Annotated in this window: 18 protein-coding genes; 6 read left to right on the top strand and 12 right to left on the bottom strand. The window is 72.3% G+C overall.

Annotated elements, in window-relative coordinates; all coding sequences use genetic code 11:
* Positions 1-9: 9 nt before the first annotated feature.
* From RC2_RS06700 to RC2_RS06680, 5 genes are all read left to right on the top strand, one after another.
* A complete protein-coding gene (locus tag RC2_RS06700; RefSeq protein WP_082895773.1) occupies positions 10-675 on the top strand; it encodes a GTP pyrophosphokinase in 666 nt (221 codons plus the stop codon).
* On the top strand, positions 672-1,361 hold the full coding sequence (mftE, locus tag RC2_RS06695; protein ID WP_068153217.1) for a mycofactocin biosynthesis peptidyl-dipeptidase MftE: 690 nt from the start codon (positions 672-674) through the stop codon (positions 1,359-1,361). The genes RC2_RS06700 and mftE overlap by 4 nt, the downstream gene beginning before the upstream one ends.
* 68 nt (positions 1,362-1,429) lie before the next feature.
* On the top strand, positions 1,430-2,836 hold the full coding sequence (gene mftF / locus RC2_RS06690) for a mycofactocin biosynthesis glycosyltransferase MftF (RefSeq protein WP_068099576.1): 1,407 nt from the start codon (positions 1,430-1,432) through the stop codon (positions 2,834-2,836).
* A 5-nt stretch (positions 2,837-2,841) separates the two neighbouring features.
* Positions 2,842-4,347 carry a mycofactocin dehydrogenase MftG gene (gene mftG / locus RC2_RS06685; RefSeq protein ID WP_068153215.1) on the top strand — a complete coding sequence of 502 codons (1,506 nt, stop codon included), beginning with the start codon at positions 2,842-2,844 and terminating at the stop codon, positions 4,345-4,347.
* Positions 4,348-4,407: 60 nt separating this feature from the next.
* The gene (locus RC2_RS06680; RefSeq protein ID WP_068153229.1) at positions 4,408-5,664 is read left to right on the top strand and encodes a sigma-54-dependent transcriptional regulator family protein; all 1,257 of its coding nucleotides are present in this window, start codon (positions 4,408-4,410) and stop codon (positions 5,662-5,664) included.
* Positions 5,665-5,734: 70 nt separating this feature from the next.
* On the opposite strand, the gene RC2_RS06675 is transcribed toward RC2_RS06680, so the two are convergent.
* The 11 genes from RC2_RS06675 to RC2_RS06635 form a co-directional block, all read right to left on the bottom strand.
* On the bottom strand, positions 5,735-6,550 hold the full coding sequence (locus RC2_RS06675) for an ABC transporter permease (RefSeq protein WP_068153214.1): 816 nt from the start codon (positions 6,548-6,550) through the stop codon (positions 5,735-5,737).
* Entirely contained in the window at positions 6,547-7,545 is a 999-nt protein-coding gene (locus RC2_RS06670; RefSeq protein ID WP_068153212.1) for an ABC transporter ATP-binding protein, read from the bottom strand. Before RC2_RS06670 ends, RC2_RS06675 begins: the two co-directional genes overlap by 4 nt.
* A gap of 64 nt (positions 7,546-7,609) precedes the next feature.
* On the bottom strand, positions 7,610-9,580 hold the full coding sequence (locus tag RC2_RS18910; protein ID WP_072681209.1) for an insulinase family protein: 1,971 nt from the start codon (positions 9,578-9,580) through the stop codon (positions 7,610-7,612).
* The gene (locus RC2_RS18905; protein ID WP_068153301.1) at positions 9,577-10,476 is read right to left on the bottom strand and encodes an aminoglycoside phosphotransferase family protein; all 900 of its coding nucleotides are present in this window, start codon (positions 10,474-10,476) and stop codon (positions 9,577-9,579) included. Before RC2_RS18905 ends, RC2_RS18910 begins: the two co-directional genes overlap by 4 nt.
* A complete protein-coding gene (locus tag RC2_RS06655) occupies positions 10,473-11,000 on the bottom strand; it encodes a flavoprotein (protein ID WP_068153303.1) in 528 nt (175 codons plus the stop codon). The genes RC2_RS18905 and RC2_RS06655 overlap by 4 nt, the downstream gene beginning before the upstream one ends.
* On the bottom strand, positions 10,997-12,031 hold the full coding sequence (locus tag RC2_RS06650) for an LLM class flavin-dependent oxidoreductase (protein ID WP_068153306.1): 1,035 nt from the start codon (positions 12,029-12,031) through the stop codon (positions 10,997-10,999). The genes RC2_RS06655 and RC2_RS06650 overlap by 4 nt, the downstream gene beginning before the upstream one ends.
* Positions 12,032-12,117: 86 nt before the next feature.
* Positions 12,118-12,270 (bottom strand): LxmA leader domain family RiPP, encoded by a 153-nt coding sequence (locus tag RC2_RS18900; RefSeq protein WP_156509760.1) that lies wholly within the window; start codon positions 12,268-12,270, stop codon positions 12,118-12,120.
* Between the two features lie 73 nt (positions 12,271-12,343).
* The gene (locus tag RC2_RS18895) at positions 12,344-12,490 is read right to left on the bottom strand and encodes a hypothetical protein (RefSeq protein ID WP_156509759.1); all 147 of its coding nucleotides are present in this window, start codon (positions 12,488-12,490) and stop codon (positions 12,344-12,346) included.
* 109 nt (positions 12,491-12,599) lie between these two features.
* Entirely contained in the window at positions 12,600-13,532 is a 933-nt protein-coding gene (locus tag RC2_RS06645) for a T3SS effector HopA1 family protein (RefSeq protein WP_068150862.1), read from the bottom strand.
* Positions 13,529-14,641: a class V lanthionine synthetase subunit LxmK gene (gene lxmK / locus RC2_RS06640; protein WP_068150859.1), complete on the bottom strand. Its 1,113-nt coding sequence runs from the start codon at positions 14,639-14,641 to the stop codon at positions 13,529-13,531. The genes RC2_RS06645 and lxmK overlap by 4 nt, the downstream gene beginning before the upstream one ends.
* Entirely contained in the window at positions 14,638-15,702 is a 1,065-nt protein-coding gene (locus RC2_RS06635; protein ID WP_068150856.1) for a methyltransferase, read from the bottom strand. Before RC2_RS06635 ends, lxmK begins: the two co-directional genes overlap by 4 nt.
* 163 nt (positions 15,703-15,865) lie before the next feature.
* On the opposite strand from RC2_RS06635, the gene RC2_RS06630 reads away from it, so the two are divergent.
* Positions 15,866-16,471: a response regulator transcription factor gene (locus RC2_RS06630; RefSeq protein ID WP_169818404.1), complete on the top strand. Its 606-nt coding sequence runs from the start codon at positions 15,866-15,868 to the stop codon at positions 16,469-16,471.
* An 8-nt stretch (positions 16,472-16,479) separates the two neighbouring features.
* Here the strand turns inward: RC2_RS06630 and RC2_RS06625 are convergent, their stop codons facing one another.
* Positions 16,480-16,713: a hypothetical protein gene (locus tag RC2_RS06625; RefSeq protein ID WP_068150851.1), complete on the bottom strand. Its 234-nt coding sequence runs from the start codon at positions 16,711-16,713 to the stop codon at positions 16,480-16,482.
* Positions 16,714-16,790 lie beyond the last annotated feature (77 nt).

The following is a 16,790-nucleotide window of genomic DNA, read 5'->3' as shown; positions in this document are numbered from 1 at the left end:
ACCCGCTTCATGATGTCGTACCGCTTCGGGCTCGACGAGTTGCTGACCAAGATCAACATCCTGCGGGACGAGTTCGCCCACCTGCACAGCTACAACCCCATCGAGCACGTCTCGTCCCGGCTGAAGACACCGGAATCGTTGGTGCAGAAGGCCGTGCGCAAGAACGTCCCGCTGACCTTCGACGGTATACGCGAGAACATCGTCGATATTGCCGGCGTGCGCATCAACTGCAGCTTCGTCGCCGACACCTACACCGTGAAGGACATGCTCGTCGGGAGGGACGACGTGCGGGTGGTCGACTACGAGGACTACATCGCGAACCCGAAACCCAACGGCTACCGCAGTCTTCACCTCACGGTGGAGATTCCGGTCTCGCTGTCCGATCGTGTGCAGCGGGTCCCCGTCGAAGTGCAGATCCGCACCATGGCGATGGATTTCTGGGCCAGCCTGGAGCACAAGATCTTCTACAAGTACGACGGCGAGGTTCCGACTCGGCTGCGGACGGAGCTGCGCGATGCCGCGATCGCCGCCTACCGCCTGGACGTCACCATGGAGCGTCTGCACACCGAGGTGACGGCGCTCGACGCCGAGCGGACGCCGCGGACGGACACCGTGGACGTCGGAGCCCTCGAGGGCGTCTTCCTGCGATCGCTGCTCGGGGACGGCGGGCGGTGACCTCTCTCGGCGAGCGGGTCTGGACGGACGTGCCCGGCGGAACCGTCGCGGTGCCCGTCGGATCGGTGGAACAGCACGGCCCGCACCTGCCGCTCGACACCGACACCCGCATCGCGGCGGCGGTCGCCGAGGCCGTCACGGAGACGGTGCGAGGCGGTCTGGTGGCCCCCGCGATCGCCTACGGCGCCAGCGGGGAGCACGAGGGTTTTCGCGGCACGGTGTCGATCGGACTCGACGTGCTCACCTCCGTCGTGGTCGAGTACGGACGGTCGGCGTTCCGGTGGGCCGAGCGGGTGGTGTTCGTGAACGGCCACGGCGGCAACGGCCGCGCCCTGCGTGACGCCGTGACGCTGCTACGCCACGAGGGGCGCGACGCCGCGTGGTTTCCGTGCGCGATCCCGGGCGCCGACGCGCACGCCGGCCGGACCGAGACCTCGCTGCTCCTGCACCTCGATCCCCGGTCGGTCCGGGTCGACGCGGCCGAGGCGGGGGTGACGGATCCGGTGTCGAACCTCATGGACCGCTTGAGAGTCGAGGGGGTCGCGGGTGTCTCGCCCACCGGTGTGCTGGGCGATCCGACGGGCGCGAACGCCGCCGAGGGCACGCGCCTTCTCACCGAGCTGCGGCACCGCTTCCGAGTGTCCGTCGATCGGTGGACACCCGACGACCGCGCCGTGCTGCACTGATTCCGATCGCGGTTCCCGATGTCGAGGGAGCTATGACAAATCCCGATCCGGTTGCTTACGATGACCCGATGCGTGACGGTCGACTACCCGACGGATTCGGCGTCCGGATCGACCCGAGGGTGCGCTCGCTGTCCGGTGGTCGCGTTCTGATCGGCGGGTCGCCGCCTCGCATGGTGACCTTGGCGCCCGAGGCCGCGGCGATGATCGGCGACGGGTTTTTGCGGGTGAGCGATCCCGATTCCGCCGTCGTCGCCCGTCGCCTGCTCGATTCCGGTGTCGCCAATCCTCGCCCGATGTCCGTCCCCTCCGCCGCCGACGTCACGGTGGTGGTGCCGGTCAAGGACAACCGTGACGGGCTGCACCGGCTGCTGAAGTCGCTGCGGGGACTGCGCGTCGTCGTGGTGGACGACGGGTCGTCGGTGCCGATCGAGGTGCCCGCCGGGTTCGGCGACGACCCGGCCGCCCCGTCGGTCACCGTGGTGCGGCACGAGTCGGCCCGCGGCCCGGCCGCAGCCCGCAACACGGGACTGGGCGCGGCCGGCACCGATTTCGTGGCGTTCCTCGACTCCGACGTGGTGCCCCGGAAGGGGTGGCTCGAGGTGGTGCTGAGCCACTTCTCCGACCCGTCGGTGGGGCTGGTGGCGCCGCGCATCGTCGCGCTCGAACCGGAGGGCAGCGCGCTCGCCCGCTACGAGCACGCCCGGTCGTCGCTCGACCTGGGCCGGCGGGAGGGACCGGTTCGTGCCGGTGGTCCCGTGTCCTACGTGCCGAGTGCCGCCGTCGTGGTGCGCCGACGGGCCGTGCACGAGTGCGGCGGATTCGATCCCGACATGCACGTCGCCGAGGACGTCGATCTGTGCTGGCGCCTGCAGGACGCGGGGTGGCGGTTGCGGTACGAGCCGGTGGCGCGGGTGGCCCACGATCACCGCGTGACACTGCGAGAGTGGTTCGCGCGCAAGCTTTTCTACGGTACGGGTGCGGTGTCCCTGGCCGCTCGACACGAGGGCAAGGTGCCCCCGGTCGTGATGTCCGTTCCCACCCTCGCGGCATTGCTGATGACGGCCACGGGCACCCGAACCGGCCTGCTCGGCGCCGTGATCACCATGGCCGTGACCATCGGTCGGCTGCGACGGGTGTTCGCCGATCTCGATCACCCCACCCGCCTGGCCGCGGTCTTCGCCGCGCGTGGTTTCGTCGGTGGCGCCTGGCAGCTGGCGTCCGCGGTGGTGCGCCACTACTGGCCGATCACTCTGCTCGCCATCCTTCTCTCCCGACGCATCCGGCGTCTCGCCGTGGCGATCGCGCTCGCGGAGGGTCTGCGCGACTGGGCGTCCCATCGTGAGCCCGGCGGACTGGGCCCGGTGTCCTACGTGACCTACAAGCGTCTCGACGACGTCGCCTACGGCACCGGACTGTGGCTCGGCGCGGTGACCGAGCGAGACCACCGCCCCCTGATGCCCAAGCTCGTCGGGTAGTTCGCGTGCCGGATGTCGTCGTGGTCGGTGGCGGAAGCGCGGGATGCGTTGCCGCAGCGGGGTTCGCCCGCGCCGGCGCGTCCGTGATGCTGCTCGAAGCGGGGTCGACCACCATGGCCCTGCTGTCCGATCCGGGGTTGTCCATGACGGAGCTGACCGACGCGCGGCGTCTGCCGATCGGGCCGTCGTCCCGGTACGTCGACCCGATCACGACGCGAGTGGACGGCGCGCGCGACGTCGTCGGGACCCGCGGCCGGGTGCTCGGCGGGTCGAGTGCGGTGAACGGCGCGTACTTCGTTCGTGCCCCCCTCGCGGACTTCGCGCGGTGGCCTCGGGATCGGTGGTCGGCCGACGTCGTCGCCGAGGGGTTCCGCCGCATCGAGACCGACCTCGACCTGGGCGACCGGCCCGGGCACGGAACGGACGGGCCGATGCCGGTCTCGCGCGCCGTCGTCGCCCCCGTGGCGGACGCGTTCCGTCGCGCCGCGACGGCCGCCGGCCACCGGGATCTCGACGATCTGAACGCGGCGGATGCCGGCGACGGGGTGGGCGCGGTGCCGTCCAACGTGGCCGGTGGACGGCGGGTGTCCGCCGCGGAGGCGTTCCTGGCGCCCGTCGCCGGTCTCGTCGAGGTGCGCGGCGAGGCGGTGGTGGCGCGGGTGGACGTGGTCGCGGGCCGCGTCGTCGGGGTGTCGGGTCGAGATGTGCACGGCGCGTTCACCGTTGGCGCGGACCGCGTGATCCTCGCCGCCGGTACGGTACGGACCGCCACCGTACTGATGCACTCCGGCATCGGACCGCGAGAGACCCTGCGCGGCATCGGGGTCGACGTCGTCGTCGACCGGCCCGGGGTGGGCGTGGGGGTCGGCGATCACCCGGAGGTGGCTGTCGCCTATCGGCCACCGGAGGTGGCGGAAGGGTACCGGCCGCTCCGGGTCGCCCAGACCTGGCGCACCCCCCTGGAGGTGGTGCTGGAGGCGGGTCCTGTCGAATTACGCTGCTATTCCACATCGTTCGACCGACTGATCGACGGAGTTCCGCCCGGCGATCCCGTGATCGGAGTCGCGGCGATGGTCGCCGAACCCCTCGGGTCCGTCGTCCCGCTCTCCGCCGACCCGTTCGCCGCACCGCGCGTCGACCATCCCGTCGCCGATGCCGACCGGCGAGCACTCGTCGACGGGGTGGCGTTGGCGCACGATCTTCTCGGTCGGCCGGAGATGGCCGAGGTCGTCGGCCACGTCACCACCGCCCTCGACGCGCCCCTGCCTCCGGGTGCCGCGCTGCACACCGTCGGCAGCGCTCGGATGGGAGCGGACGACGACCCGCTCGCCGTCGTCGACTCGTCCTGCCGGGTGTTCGGGGTGTCGGGACTGGCCGTCGTGGACGCGTCGATGTTCCCTGCGGTCCCGACGCGCGGGCCCCACGCCACGGTGATCATGGCCGCCCACCGGGCGACGGAGATGCTGGTCGCCGAGGCCGACCGGTCGGCTGCCGTTCGCCGAGGACGATGAATCGACACTGTGAGCTGAGTTACAGTGGAGCGGTACACCCCGGTCCCGAGAGGAGCGCACGTGACCAACCCGTGGGTCGCTGTTCGCCCCGGCGAGGACCCGACCGCCCTGGCCCGGACGGTGTCGCGGGCGCACGAGACCTTCCTCGAGCGTCCCAGCGGGACGGACAGCTCGGTGCGGTCGGTCGTGCTGGAATCGTGGCGTCGCAGCCGCACCATGGGCGTCGATCCGGATCGCGCGGCCGACGACGCCATGGACGCCGCGTCGCTCGAGCGCTATCGCACCGAACATCCGATGTCGTTGATCCGACCCGTCGTCCGCAAGCTCCTCGTCGAGGACGCCGCCGACACCGGCCTGCTCGTCGCCATCACCGACGCGTCGGGTCGGTTGTTGTGGGTGGAGGGCGACACCGTCGCCAAGGATCGGGCCCACGCGATGAACTTCGCCGAGGGCACCGACTGGAGCGAGAGTCGGATGGGGACCAACGCCCCCGGAACGGCGCTGGCCGTCGATCACTGCGTCCAGATCTTCGCCGCCGAGCACTTCGCCCGCCCCGTTCAGGACTGGAGCTGCAGCGCTGCCCCCGTGCACGATCCGCTGACCGGCCGGGTCCTCGGCGCCATCGACATCACCGGCGGCCCGCGGGTGGCGGTTCCGGAGGTGCTGCAGCTGGTTCGCGCCACCGTCGCCGCCGCCGAGTCCGAACTGCGTCTGCGGCTGCTCGAGTCACCGCGCCTCGAGACCGCCGGGCCGCGCCTCGAGGTGCTGGGCACCCCTCGCCCCACCCTGGTGCGCGGCGCCGAGCGCAGTCCGCTGTCGGGCCGCCACGCCGAGATGCTCCTGCTCCTGCAGGCCCATCCGGAGGGCCTCGGTGCCGACCACCTCGCGGTGCTGCTCGACGAGAACGAACTCGACTCGGTGACCGTCCGAGCCGAGATGTCCCGTCTCCGTAAGGTGTTCGGAGCCGATGGTCTCGCCTCGCGGCCCTATCGGTTGGTGGGGACGCTGACCTCCGACGTCGAGGACGTCCGCGCCGCCCTCGATCGCGGCGACGTCGACACCGCACTGCGGCTCTACACCGGCACCGTCCTCCCGTCGTCGGATGCTCCCGGTATCGAGGAGATTCGCGACGAGTTGCGGGTGCGAATGCAGGCGGCGCTCCTGCGATGCGGAGATCCGGTCCTCCTCGCGCGCTGGACGGCATCCGTGCACGGCCGCGACGACGCCCGGGCGATGGAGGCGTACCTGCACACCCTCGACCCGGCGTCGGCGCTCCACGCTCAGGTCGAGGCTCGCCTGCGGCTGCTCGGCGCCTGACCCGTCGTCATCCGGCCGTCACCCGCGCGGTTCCCACCGCTGTGTCACCCGCGCGGTTCCCACCGCTGTGTCACCCGCGCGGTTCCCAGCGCCAGGTGACGAAGGCCAGGAACCCGAGCGCCACGATCCAGAACCCGGTGATGCCGAGGTCGAACACGATGGGCGACAGGGGAAGTGGAGTGTCCGCGAGGATCGGTACCGAGTCGCCCGCACGGGCGACCAGGTCCACCGCTCCGGTGAACGGGGCGAAGAGCAGGTAGCTCCGCAGGCCGGGATCCACGTTCGGAGCGACGACGAGGTTCGACCCGATCGCCGCGAGGAGCAGCAGCGGCATCACCGAGTACTGCACCCGCTCGCTGTTCGGGGAGATCGACCCGACGGCCACGCCGGCGGTCACCGACAGCAGCGCCGTCACCAGGGCCGCCGCCGCGACCAGGGCGGGATCGGCGGGGAGGGGGCCCCCGAGCGCCGCGACACCGGCGACGACGATGCCCACCTGCACCAGTCCGAGCAGTACCAGCGGGACCATCATCGAGACGATCAACTGCGTCGGGGTGAGCTCGGAGGTGCGTAACCGCTTGAACAGCTGCGACTCTCGACGTGCCGCGACGATGGTGGCACCGTTGATGTAGACCGAGAACACCAGCACCAGCACCGTCATGGGCGCCATGAGCATCGTCCATCCGGTCGCGTCCTCGGGCCGGGACACGATGGGGAAGAAGAGCACGAACACCGGTGCGAGCAGCGTCGCGAGCAGCGTGTTGCGCTGCCGGAAGACCATCGACGTCTCGAAGGCGATCTGCCGACGGGTACGGGTCCAGCCGGACAGTCGACGAGTGGGCGCTGCGGACGTCGTCGTGCGGAGGGTGGAGATCGTGGCGGTCATCGGGACACCTCGCTGGTCGTGTGGTCGGGGGTTGCCGACACGGTGGTGGAGTTGCGCACGTGGTGGAAGACCTCGTCGAGCGACGCCGGGCTCGCCCGCAGGGGGCCGAGGATCATGCCGTCTCGCTCGGCCGTGCCGATCAGCCACGTCAACGCGGCCTGCTGATCGTCCGAGACCACCTCGAGCGCACGGAGACCGGCGTCGGCGGGTCGACGCGCGTCGTTCCACGCGGCGGTGACCCCGGCGGGGGCAGCGGCGATCAGACGGTCGCCGTCGAGCGGCGCGACGTCGACCTGGATGCGGGACGGGCGGGTGGCGAGCACCTCGTCGAGCGTGCCGTGCACGGCCAGCGCACCCTGGTGCATGATCGCCACCACGTCGGCGAGTTCCTCGGCTTCCTCGAGGTAGTGCGTCGTGAGCACGATCGTGGTGCCGGCGTCGCGCAGGTCGCGGACGAGGCTCCACAGTGTCCGTCGGGACTCCGGGTCGAGGCCGGTGGTCGGTTCGTCGAGCACGATGAGTTCCGGTGCGCCCCAGATGGCCATGGCCAGATCGAGCCGTCGACGCTCGCCACCGGAGAGCGAGTCCACCCGGTTCTCGCTGCGGTGCGTGAGATCGACCAGACCCAGCACGCGGTCCACGGAATCGGTGCGGCTCGACAGCCGAGACCACATGGTGAGCTCGGCGCGGACGCTGATCTCGCCGAAGTGTCCCGCCTCCTGCAGCACCACCCCGGTGCGGGCGCGAATCTCCGCGGGGTCGCGGAACGGGTCGACGCCGAACACCGCCAGGTCGCCCCCGGATCGCTCCCGGAAGCCCTGCAGGATCTCGAGCGTCGTCGTCTTGCCCGCGCCGTTGGTGCCCAGCAGCGCGAAGATCTCGCCGCGGCGCACGGTCAACGACACGTCGCGCACGGCGTGGTACTCGTCGTAGTGGAAGTGGAGGCCGGCGGCGTGGACCACGGCGTCGGGGGGAGGGATCGGCGTGGGAGTCATGGCTCCATGCTTCGCCGGCCGCGTCGGCCCCGGTAGTGCCCTTGACCACGGGTCCGCATGACATTCAACCGCTCTCGGACATGACATTCGTCAGATGCGTCGTGCGAGCCGCCGTCGCGGTCACCAGCGAGGCCAGCGCATCGCGTACGGCGGAATCGGGGACGGCGCGCAGAGCCGCCGCGAACGCGAGCACCGGGTCGGTCGACCCCGGCTCCGCCGGGACGCCGAGCGCGCTGAGCGTGGTCAGCAGGTCGACGTGCGTGTCCGGATCGCCCGTCGCGCAGTCCGCTTGACCCGCGCAGAACTCGCGGGTGGCGGCCAGATCCTCGGCCGTGATCCCCGCGGCTGCGGCGGCGACGTCGTCGGGGGCCACCGTCCCGACCACCGACCCGGGCCGGCCCGGTACGCGGATGACCCGTACCACCGGCGGCAGACCCACGCCGAGTCGGGCAACGGAGTTCAGTGCGCCCAGCGCGACCCAGTCGGCGGCGGCGTCGCCGAGCGACGGCGCGGGCGGGGCCGGTGTCGGCGGGGCCGGGGCGGGTGGGGACGGTGACGAGTCCGTTGCGACGACGTCGGCGTCGCGACCCACGGCGCACAGCACCTCGACGCCCGTGCGCGGCAGTGACCGCAGCGCGGCGGCCGCCTCGTCCCGGGTGAGGGGCACGGCGCGGAACCGACCCCCGCCCACATCGGCGGCCCGGTGCCACCCGGACGGCCCGGCGGACCCGTCGGCGAGGCGCACGCTCAACCGCGTGGGAGCCGAGGTGCGTACGGCGACGACCGGTACGGCGGCGTCGACGGACGCTGCGGCCCGGGCGGACACCGACGTGGACACCGGGCTCGGGCGCCACCCCGGAACGACGCGCAGCCGTCGGTCGGACGGGCGGGACACGGGCGGGAGCGGCGCCTGGCGGCTGCTGGGCCGTGCGCCCGTCGACGTCGCGGCGGTGGGGTCGGGCACCACCGCCGCCTCGAGAGTGTCGCGTAGCTCGGTGAGGCGGTCCTGCAGGTCGCGGGTGGTGAGGCTGCGGGCCAGCGTTCGGACGGTGGTCGCCAGGTCGGCGTCGGCGAGCGCGTGGGCGCGGGCGACGTGGACGGGATCGTGGCACAGCCGCTCGGCGAGAGCGAGCAGAGCACGGCGCGCACGGCCGACGTCGATCGCCGTGACCACGGCGGGGCGCCACGCGCCTCGCACGGCCAGGATGTCGGTGTCGGCGACGGCGGCGGGACCGGCGCGGCCGAAACGGACGGTGTTCGCGTCGACCGTCGACGCCGCCGCGACCCACTCGAGGTGACGACGGGGGTCGGCGCGCACACCCGGAATCGTGCGGGCGCGCCAGACGTCGGTGACGCCCGGACCGGCGACGGTGCGCGGGCGATAGGGGAACGGGTCGGTGGGGAGCGGGTCGTTCCCCTGTCGACTCGGCTCGCCGCGCTCGATCGCCTCGGCCACGGCGCGGGGGCCACCGGCGGCCGCGAGGTCCAGGGCGAGAACCAGGATCGACTCGTGCGGACGGACCGTCCGGGCCAGGAACGCGCGGGCGTCGTCGAGCGTGAGGTGCTCGAGATCGGCGACGGCGCCGAACCCGTCCCGCGCATGGACCGGGTGGTCGGTGACCGCGGCGGACAGGGCCGGCCAGGGCGACGGGGAGGCGGCCAGGGCGCGGACCTCCTCGATCACCGCGGCGCGCTGGCGGTCGAACTCGCTGCTGCAGAGTGTGATTCGGCCGCGCAGACGATCGAGATCGTCGGCCAGGACCGTGCGCCAGCACGAGCCCGGCGCGGTGGTCACGAACTCCTGGCGGTCCACGTGCGTGGTGGCGGCCGTGGAGCCGCCGATCGCCTCGACCCGCCGATCGGCGGCGCGGGATCCGACCGTCGTCAGGTGCTCGCACAGGTGGGCCGTGCCCTGGCCGCCGAGCGGATCGTGTTGCCAGCCCGCCGGGGCGACGGCCACCGTGGTCACCGCGCCCGAGCCCGGCCGGTCCAGGAGAACGATCCGGACGCCGTCGGGTGAGCGCAGGACGGTCACGGCGCGCGGTTGCTCTCGAGCCAGTCGACCAGGGACGACCACCGTGGGAGCTCGGCGTCGGCGTAGTCGGCGAACCAGGTGAAGTCGGCGACGTGCCGGACCACGTGCTCGATGGTGTGGTCGGCGAGCCGACCGTCGTCGACGGGGCGTCCACCGCGCTCGGCGTACCCGCGCAGCAGCTCGTCCCGCACCTCGGCGGGCGACGGTGCACGGCCGGCGGGGGAGAACACGGCCAGTTCCACGGCCTGCGCGGTCAGCGCGCCGAGGTCGTATTCCGGTGGCGCGTGACCGACGTCCTCGCCGACCATCACCACCAGCCGACCGTCCGGATCGGCGACGCTGTGGCCGACCCCCGCCCACCCGTGGACGAGGACGCCGTCGGGACTCGGGTCCACCCCGAGGACGTCGTCGAGGTGGTCACGGGCGCGGGCGGACAGCCCGTCGAGGAAGGCGGCCCGTCCGGCGGTTCGGCGGGCGTCGCCCAGGTCGGGCCGAGACCACCAGTCTCGCAACCGGGTTCGGGCCGGTGGCTCGACCCGACGCGTGTCGTCGACGTCGGTCGCGTGCAGGGCGGCGAGCAACGCGCCCCAGTCGCGGTACGTCGCGAGCCAGTCGACGGATCCACTGTCACCGTGCAGGGCCGTCGCGGCCAGGGTTTCCTCCGCCGGCAGCCGGTACGTGCGCACCACCTCGTCGCCCTCGCCGGTGACGAAGCGGCCCGACGGTCCGGCGGGCGCCGACCGGACGGGCACCGAGCTGAAGGGATGGTCGCGGTGCGGTGCAGTGCGCGTCCACAGGGCCAGGGACGTCCGCGGGTCGGTCGGTGGTCGGATCCTCGTGGCCCGGATGGCCGTTCCGTAGTCGACGGTGGTACTCGACGTGCTCGTGGTGGTCATGCGGCGTCCAACCTCTCGATGGCGTCGGTGAGCGGCGCCGCCCCGTAGGCGGGCCGAGTGGACGCGGCGCTGCGCGCCGGAGTGGGTTCGACCACCACGATGTCGGACCGACGACGCAGCGTCTCCCGATGCGTGAGGTACGGCTGGTTCTCGAAGGCGCCGGGGGGAAGGCTGGGGGCCACCACCAGCGGAGCGTCGGTGCTCGCGTGCGCGAGGAGCGACGGCGAGTCGACGACCCCGAGCGCCAACCGCGAGAAGTAGTGCAGCGTGCAGGGATAGACGATCATCCCGTCCATCCAGTCGCCCAACCGCACGTGCAGCGGATCGGCGGTGCCGGTCCACGTGTCGACGTCGACGGCGCCTCCGCTCACCGTGCGGATCGAGTCGGCGCTGACGAACTTCGTCGCCGACGGCGTGATCAGGTAGTGGGTGTCGATGTCCGGCCGCTGCATACGCAGCCAGTTGGCCCAGTAGGGCATGAAGGCGGAACTGACCGCGCCGGTGACCACCAGGACCAGATTCATGCTGCACTCCTGCGTTCGGGCCGCGGGTCGGCACTCGTGTGTGTGCGCACCGCGGCGGCGGTCCGCCGCCACGCGTCGGCGATGTCGGCGCGCGTGGCGCCGTCGGGACGATGCAGGACGACGGACACCTCGTCGGCCCCGGCCTCCGCGAGATCGGCTGCGCGAGAGGCGATGCGGTCGGCGTCGCCGATGGTGACCAGACCGCGGTCGAGGACCCGGGCGATGTCCCGGTCGTCGAGCGTGCCGGTCAGGTCGAGCCCGTCGCGGCGCAGCATGTCGCGGTAGTGCGGAGCGCGCAGATGGGGCCCGACGGCACGTCGCACCAGGTCGGTCGCCTCGGCTGCGGGGACGTCGAGTCCGGCGTGCAGGGTGGTGACGACGCGGGGGCGTCGTCGACCGGCCGTGGCTGCGCCCTCGTCGAGGGCGGGGACCAGCGTCTCCGCGAGGTAGTCGGGGGTCGCCAACCAGGTGACGACGCCGTCGGCGATCTCCCCGGCCAGGCGGGCCATCGCGGGACGCAGGACGCCGAGCCCGATCTCGACGCGATCGCGGACATCCGGTGCCGGGGAGTCGATCACCGTGGTGATGTGTTCGCCGCGGACGTCCACCCGGCCGCCGGCGAGCAGACCGCGCAGCGCGGCGACGAACTCGCGGGTGGTCGTCAGCGGGGACGTCCACGGTGTCCCGGTGAGGGCGCGGTGGATCTCGGGATACCCCGGGGAGAAGTAAGCGCTCACCGGCGGGGTTCCGGGTCGATCGCCGACCAGATCGGCGAGCGCGCGCAGGTCCAGCGCGGCCGCGTAGGGCGTCGTGGTCGGGATCAGGGTGACGGCGGACCCGACCGGAACGCGGTGGCCGCGGCCGGCGGCGTAGCCGATGCCGCCGAGCACGGACACGGACGACTGCTGTCCGAACCACACGCGGTCCAGCCCGGTCGACGCGGCCAACGCGACCCACCACGCGGCATCGGCGATACCGGGCGCGGACCACGGTGCGTAGGCGGAGAGCGACGGGGCGCTGGGAGCGGTCATGTCGTGTCCTCTCGACGGGTGGGGGGGTGGGACGGGGCCGTGCCCGGCCCGCCGCGCGTGGAGTGCGCGGCGGGCCCGGCGGCGACTCAGCAGGACAGCTTGGCGGTGGTGTAGGACGCGAGAGCGGAGCAGGGCACCGTGGTGGCCGGGGTGTCCGCGGCGTTGGTCTCGGTGATCTCCTCCGGAGCGGCGTACGCGTCGAAGCCGGCCAGGATGTCGTGGGTGGTGTTCTCGCTCATGGTGTTTCCTTTCGATGCGGTCGTACTGGATGGGTACTGCTCGATGGGTTGGTCGGGTCGTCCAGGTGGTGCGTCAGCAGCCGAGTTCGGCGGTGGTGATGCTGGCCAGCGCCGAGCACGGGACCGTGGTGGCGGGAACGTCGCCCGCGTTGGTCTCGGCGATCTCGTCCGGGGCGGCGTAGGAGGACAGGCCGTCCAGGATGTCGTGGGTGTCGCTCATGGTGCTTCCTCTCGGTCGTGTTTCTCGGTCGTGCTTCGTGTTCTTTCGAGGGTGTCGCATCGTGCTTCGCTCGGTGTCGTCCGAGCCACTCGCCGGGTTCGGCGAGAAGTCAAGGGCGGTGTGTCCGCCGAGTGGTGTTGCGCCAGAACTCGATCGGGTCGACCCCGGCCGACGTGAGGGCGGCGGGGACGGCGTCGACGCCGAGTCCGTCGAGGGCCAGTCGCGCGAGAACGGTGGCGCGGTGTTGGCCGTAGCTCAGGGACCGGCGGGTGCGGTCCGGATCGTCGGGTTCCTGCGCGAGACCCACGCCCGGTCGCAGCGTGGCGACGAAGGCGGACGTCCGATGCCACCGGGCGTCGGAGGACACCGCATCGGCCAGGGCGTCGGCGTGGTGCCGCTCGTCGTGCCCGAGGTAGACGGTGACGGCATCCGTGCGGGGGTACCAGGCGGGCGACGAGGCCATCTTCGCCTGCCACGCAGAGACGTTCGCGCGGAGGTAGGCGACGGCGTCGCCGAAGACCGTGAGCCCGTCCTCGAAGGTCTCGGCGGCCAGGTACACGCGCCAGAGCGCGTCGGCCTCTCGTCCCGCGGCGCCGGGTCGCGCCGGGCCGAACACCAGGTGGAACCCCGGAGAGAGGGCCGGCCAGCCCGACGGCAGCAGAACCGTGTCGCCGGTCGGGACGTCGTCGAGGACGACGCGGGCACCGAACATCGTGGCCGTGACGGCGCCGCCCTCGCGGCGGACGTCGCGCACCCGGACCGGCACCGGAACGTCGGGAACCGCTGCTGTGATCCGAGATTCGGCATCGAGGTCGCGGTCCACCCGCGCCAGGGAGTCGCGGCCGACGGGCCAGCGGACGTGCAGCCGCTCGTACAGGCGGCGGCCGAGCTCGGTCTCGAGCTGTCGGACGTCGTCCGCGGTCACCGGGTCGCCTGCCACCGATGCGGTCAGGCTGCGGGTGTCGACCTCGATCGAGTCGAGCACGTCCGCGAACGCCGTCGACTGCGCGCGGTGCGCGGTGGCCGTGAGGGAGGCGGTCATGACGGTTGCTCCGTTCCGAGGTGGGCGTGCACGTCGGTTCCGAGTAGGGCGTGCACGTCGGTTCCGAGTAGGGCGTGCACGCCCGCGGGATTCAGGACACCCGACCGTCCGACGCCGGCGGCAGCGCGATGGATGGCGGGCAGGACGGCGTTGGTGGCCGCGCCGGCGAGGAGGCGGTCCAGCAGGTGCCAGCCGGCGAACGCTCCGGTGCGACGGACGAAGTCGTCGTCGACGTCGCGTGCGGTGCGGTACGCCTGCCAGAAGGCGCGGGGGATCGGGGCGAGCGCGCGGGCCTTCTCGTGGCCTCGTCGGAGCACGGCTCCGGCGGAGCCGCCGCGGGCCATGACGTCGCCCCCGCCACGCGCCGTGGGAATGTCGAGCACCGCGCGGTAGAGCCACTCACCGAGGAAGGACCCGGTGTCACGGGCAGGATCGCCCGCGCCGAACTCCTCCCAGTCGACGACCCAGACGTCGTCGGCACGGACCAGAACCTGATCGGCGCGCAGGTCCCCGTGGATCGGGGTGGTCGCGGCTGCCGCGGAGTCGGCGGCGAGGGCGCGCAGCGCGTCGCACAGCACTGCGTCCGACTGGATCAACCCGTACGCGGCCAGCTCGCCGCCGGTGAGGTGTCGGACGTGCCGCAGCGGGATGCCACCGAGGAGACCGACCGCGGGTGCGGGTGTGGGGCGGTCCTCCCGTGCGGGCAGATCCCGCAGGTCCAGAGAATGCAGCTGGGCGACGGTGCGCCCGAGGGTCGCGGCGACGGCCGGGGTGAAGCGTTCCTCGACCATCAGCGTGGTGCCGGACTCGGCACCGTCGACGTACTCCTGCACGAGGACGCCGAGATCGGAGTCGGCGACGACGCAGCGCGGTGATCGCGGCAGGCCGGCGTCGGGATGCGCCGCGAGCACCTCGTCGTACGCGAGGCACCGTGCGAGCGAGTCCGCGGCGTCGGAGAAGCGGAACTTCTTGACGAACCAGCGTCCCGAGTCGGTGTCGATGCGGTAGTTCGCGTTGCGTCCCACGAGGCGCTCCTCGGGGCCGCTCGGCGGCGTGCCCAATCGATAACGCGACGCGAGCGTGCGGAAGTCGTCGGCGATGGTGATCACGCGGCACCTCCGAGCGGGCGAGCGACGAACAGGGAGCGATCCGGCGTGTCGGTGACGGCGGTCTCGACCGCCAGCCCGGCGCGAACGAGCAGGGCCTCGACGTCGGCGGACGTCCGATCGGGCCTGGTCATGGACGCCTCGAGCCGGACGGCGACGGACGTTTCGGAGGCCAGGCGGCCGCGCGCGGTGAGGTGGACCTCCGCCACCACGACGCGGTCGGACGCCTCCGCGGCGCGGCGCAGGATGGCGACGGCGTCGTCGTCGTCCCAGTCGGCGAGGATCGCCGAGAGAAGGGTGACGTCGTGACCGGTCGGGAGGGGATCGAAGAAGCTGCCGGGGGTCGCGGTGAGGCGCTCGGCGAGCCCGGCCTCGGCGGCGCGAGCGCGGGCGCGGTCGGTGAACACGGGGAAGTCCAGCACCGATGCGTGCAGGTGCGGCCACCGCCGCAGGAGCGCCAGGGCGAGCGACCCGGTGTTGCCGCCGAGATCGAGGACGGACGACGCGGTCGCGAAGACCGGGGAATCGAGTATCAGCTCGGCGGCGAATCCCGGATCCTCCCAGTCGAAGGACGACACGTCGGCATCGGCGTCGGCGTCGTCGAGTTCCTGCCACAGGGTGGCGCCGGACCGTGCCTCGGAGGCCGGGCGGCCGGTGCGCAGGGTGTGGTCGAAGTCGACCAGGGCGATCTCGTTGCGCCCGACGACGGTATCGACGTCGAGCAGATCGCGTAGGCCCAGGGACGACCGGTCGCGGGTCAGCAGCGAGCCGAGCGCGGTCAGGGAGTAGCCCTCCTCGCCGCCGGCGAGCAGGCCCTCGTGGACCAGGTGGTCCGCGGCGACGCGGACGGCGCGGCGGTGTCCGCCGACCGCCGTCGTCAAGCGGTCGAGGTCCAGGGTGCCGGCGGTGCCGGCGGTGTCGGCGGTGCCGGCGCTGCCGGCGGTGTCGGCGAGTGCGTCGAAGAGCCCGACGCGGACCGCCGCGCGGATGGTCATCGGCGTCACGATGTCGGCCTTGCCGATCACCTCGGCGACCTGCGCTGGATCGAACTCGGCTGTGGTCACGCCGTGCTCCTCTCGGTCGGGGTCCTGCTGTGCTTCGCTGGTACCTACTCTGCTGCGCCGCAACGGCTTTCGTCAGTGCCGAACGATCGCTTCCCGCGGTCCGCTTCTCACGCGTCCCGGATGAGAAATGTCACGGACGCCCGGACGGGATAATCTCTGCGCTGTGGAGGATCTCCGGATAGTGGTGGCGGACGACGAAGTGACCATCCGCTCCGCGCTGGTCGAACTGATCGGCCTGCGTCCGGGCCTGTCCGTCGTCGGCGGGGCGGCCGACGGAGCGCAGGCCGTCGAACTGGCCAAGGCGCACCGGCCGGACATCGCGCTGCTCGACGCGGACATGCCCGTGATGAGCGGCATCGAGGCGTGCGCGGTCCTCGCGCCCCTGGGGGTGAAGGTGGTGATCCTCACCGCGAGCGTCGCCCCGTCGACGATGCGCGACGCCATGAACGCCGGCGCGAGCGGCTACGTCACCAAGGCCACCGCGGTGGACGAGCTGTCGGAGATCATCGTCAAGGTCGCGGGTGGCCAGTCCTACGTCGATCCGCAGCTCGCGGCGAGCGTCATGAGCGCGCCGAAGAATCCCCTGAGCGCGCGCGAGATCGAGGTGTTGCGCCTGGTGCTCCCCGGAACGCCGGTAGCGGACATCGCGAAGGAGCTCCATCTGGCGGTGGGAACCGTCCGGAACTACCTGTCGTCCGCGATGTCCGCTCTGGGCGCACGCAATCGGCACGAGGCTGCTCAGCTGGCCGTGAAGAAGGGGTGGATGTGACCGGCGCGTCAGCCGTGTGCCGGCCGGTTGCCGCGCAGCGCGACGTACAGCGGGCGGCCCAGGCTGTAGGCCACGAGGACGGCGGCGATCACGACGAACATCGTGTCCACGCCACCGGAGACCGCGTAGATGATCGCCAGCGCCAGCGCGCTGAACAGCAGGTTCGCGATGGCCACGGGGATTTCGCGGGCGAGCGTCGGGGCGGGTCCGAACTTCATGACGTCCTTGGTGAAATGCGACATGGTGAGCGTCCTTTCCTTCGCGGAGGGTGTCGATCCGTCCCTCTCGACACTGCTCGGAGCGGACCCCGCCGGGTAGT

Source organism: Rhodococcoides corynebacterioides NBRC 14404 (genome assembly GCF_001894765.1).
Lineage (GTDB): Bacteria > Actinomycetota > Actinomycetes > Mycobacteriales > Mycobacteriaceae > Rhodococcoides > Rhodococcoides corynebacterioides.
Note: the sequence above shows the minus strand (reverse complement) of the source record. Positions and strands in the feature narration are given on the sequence as shown.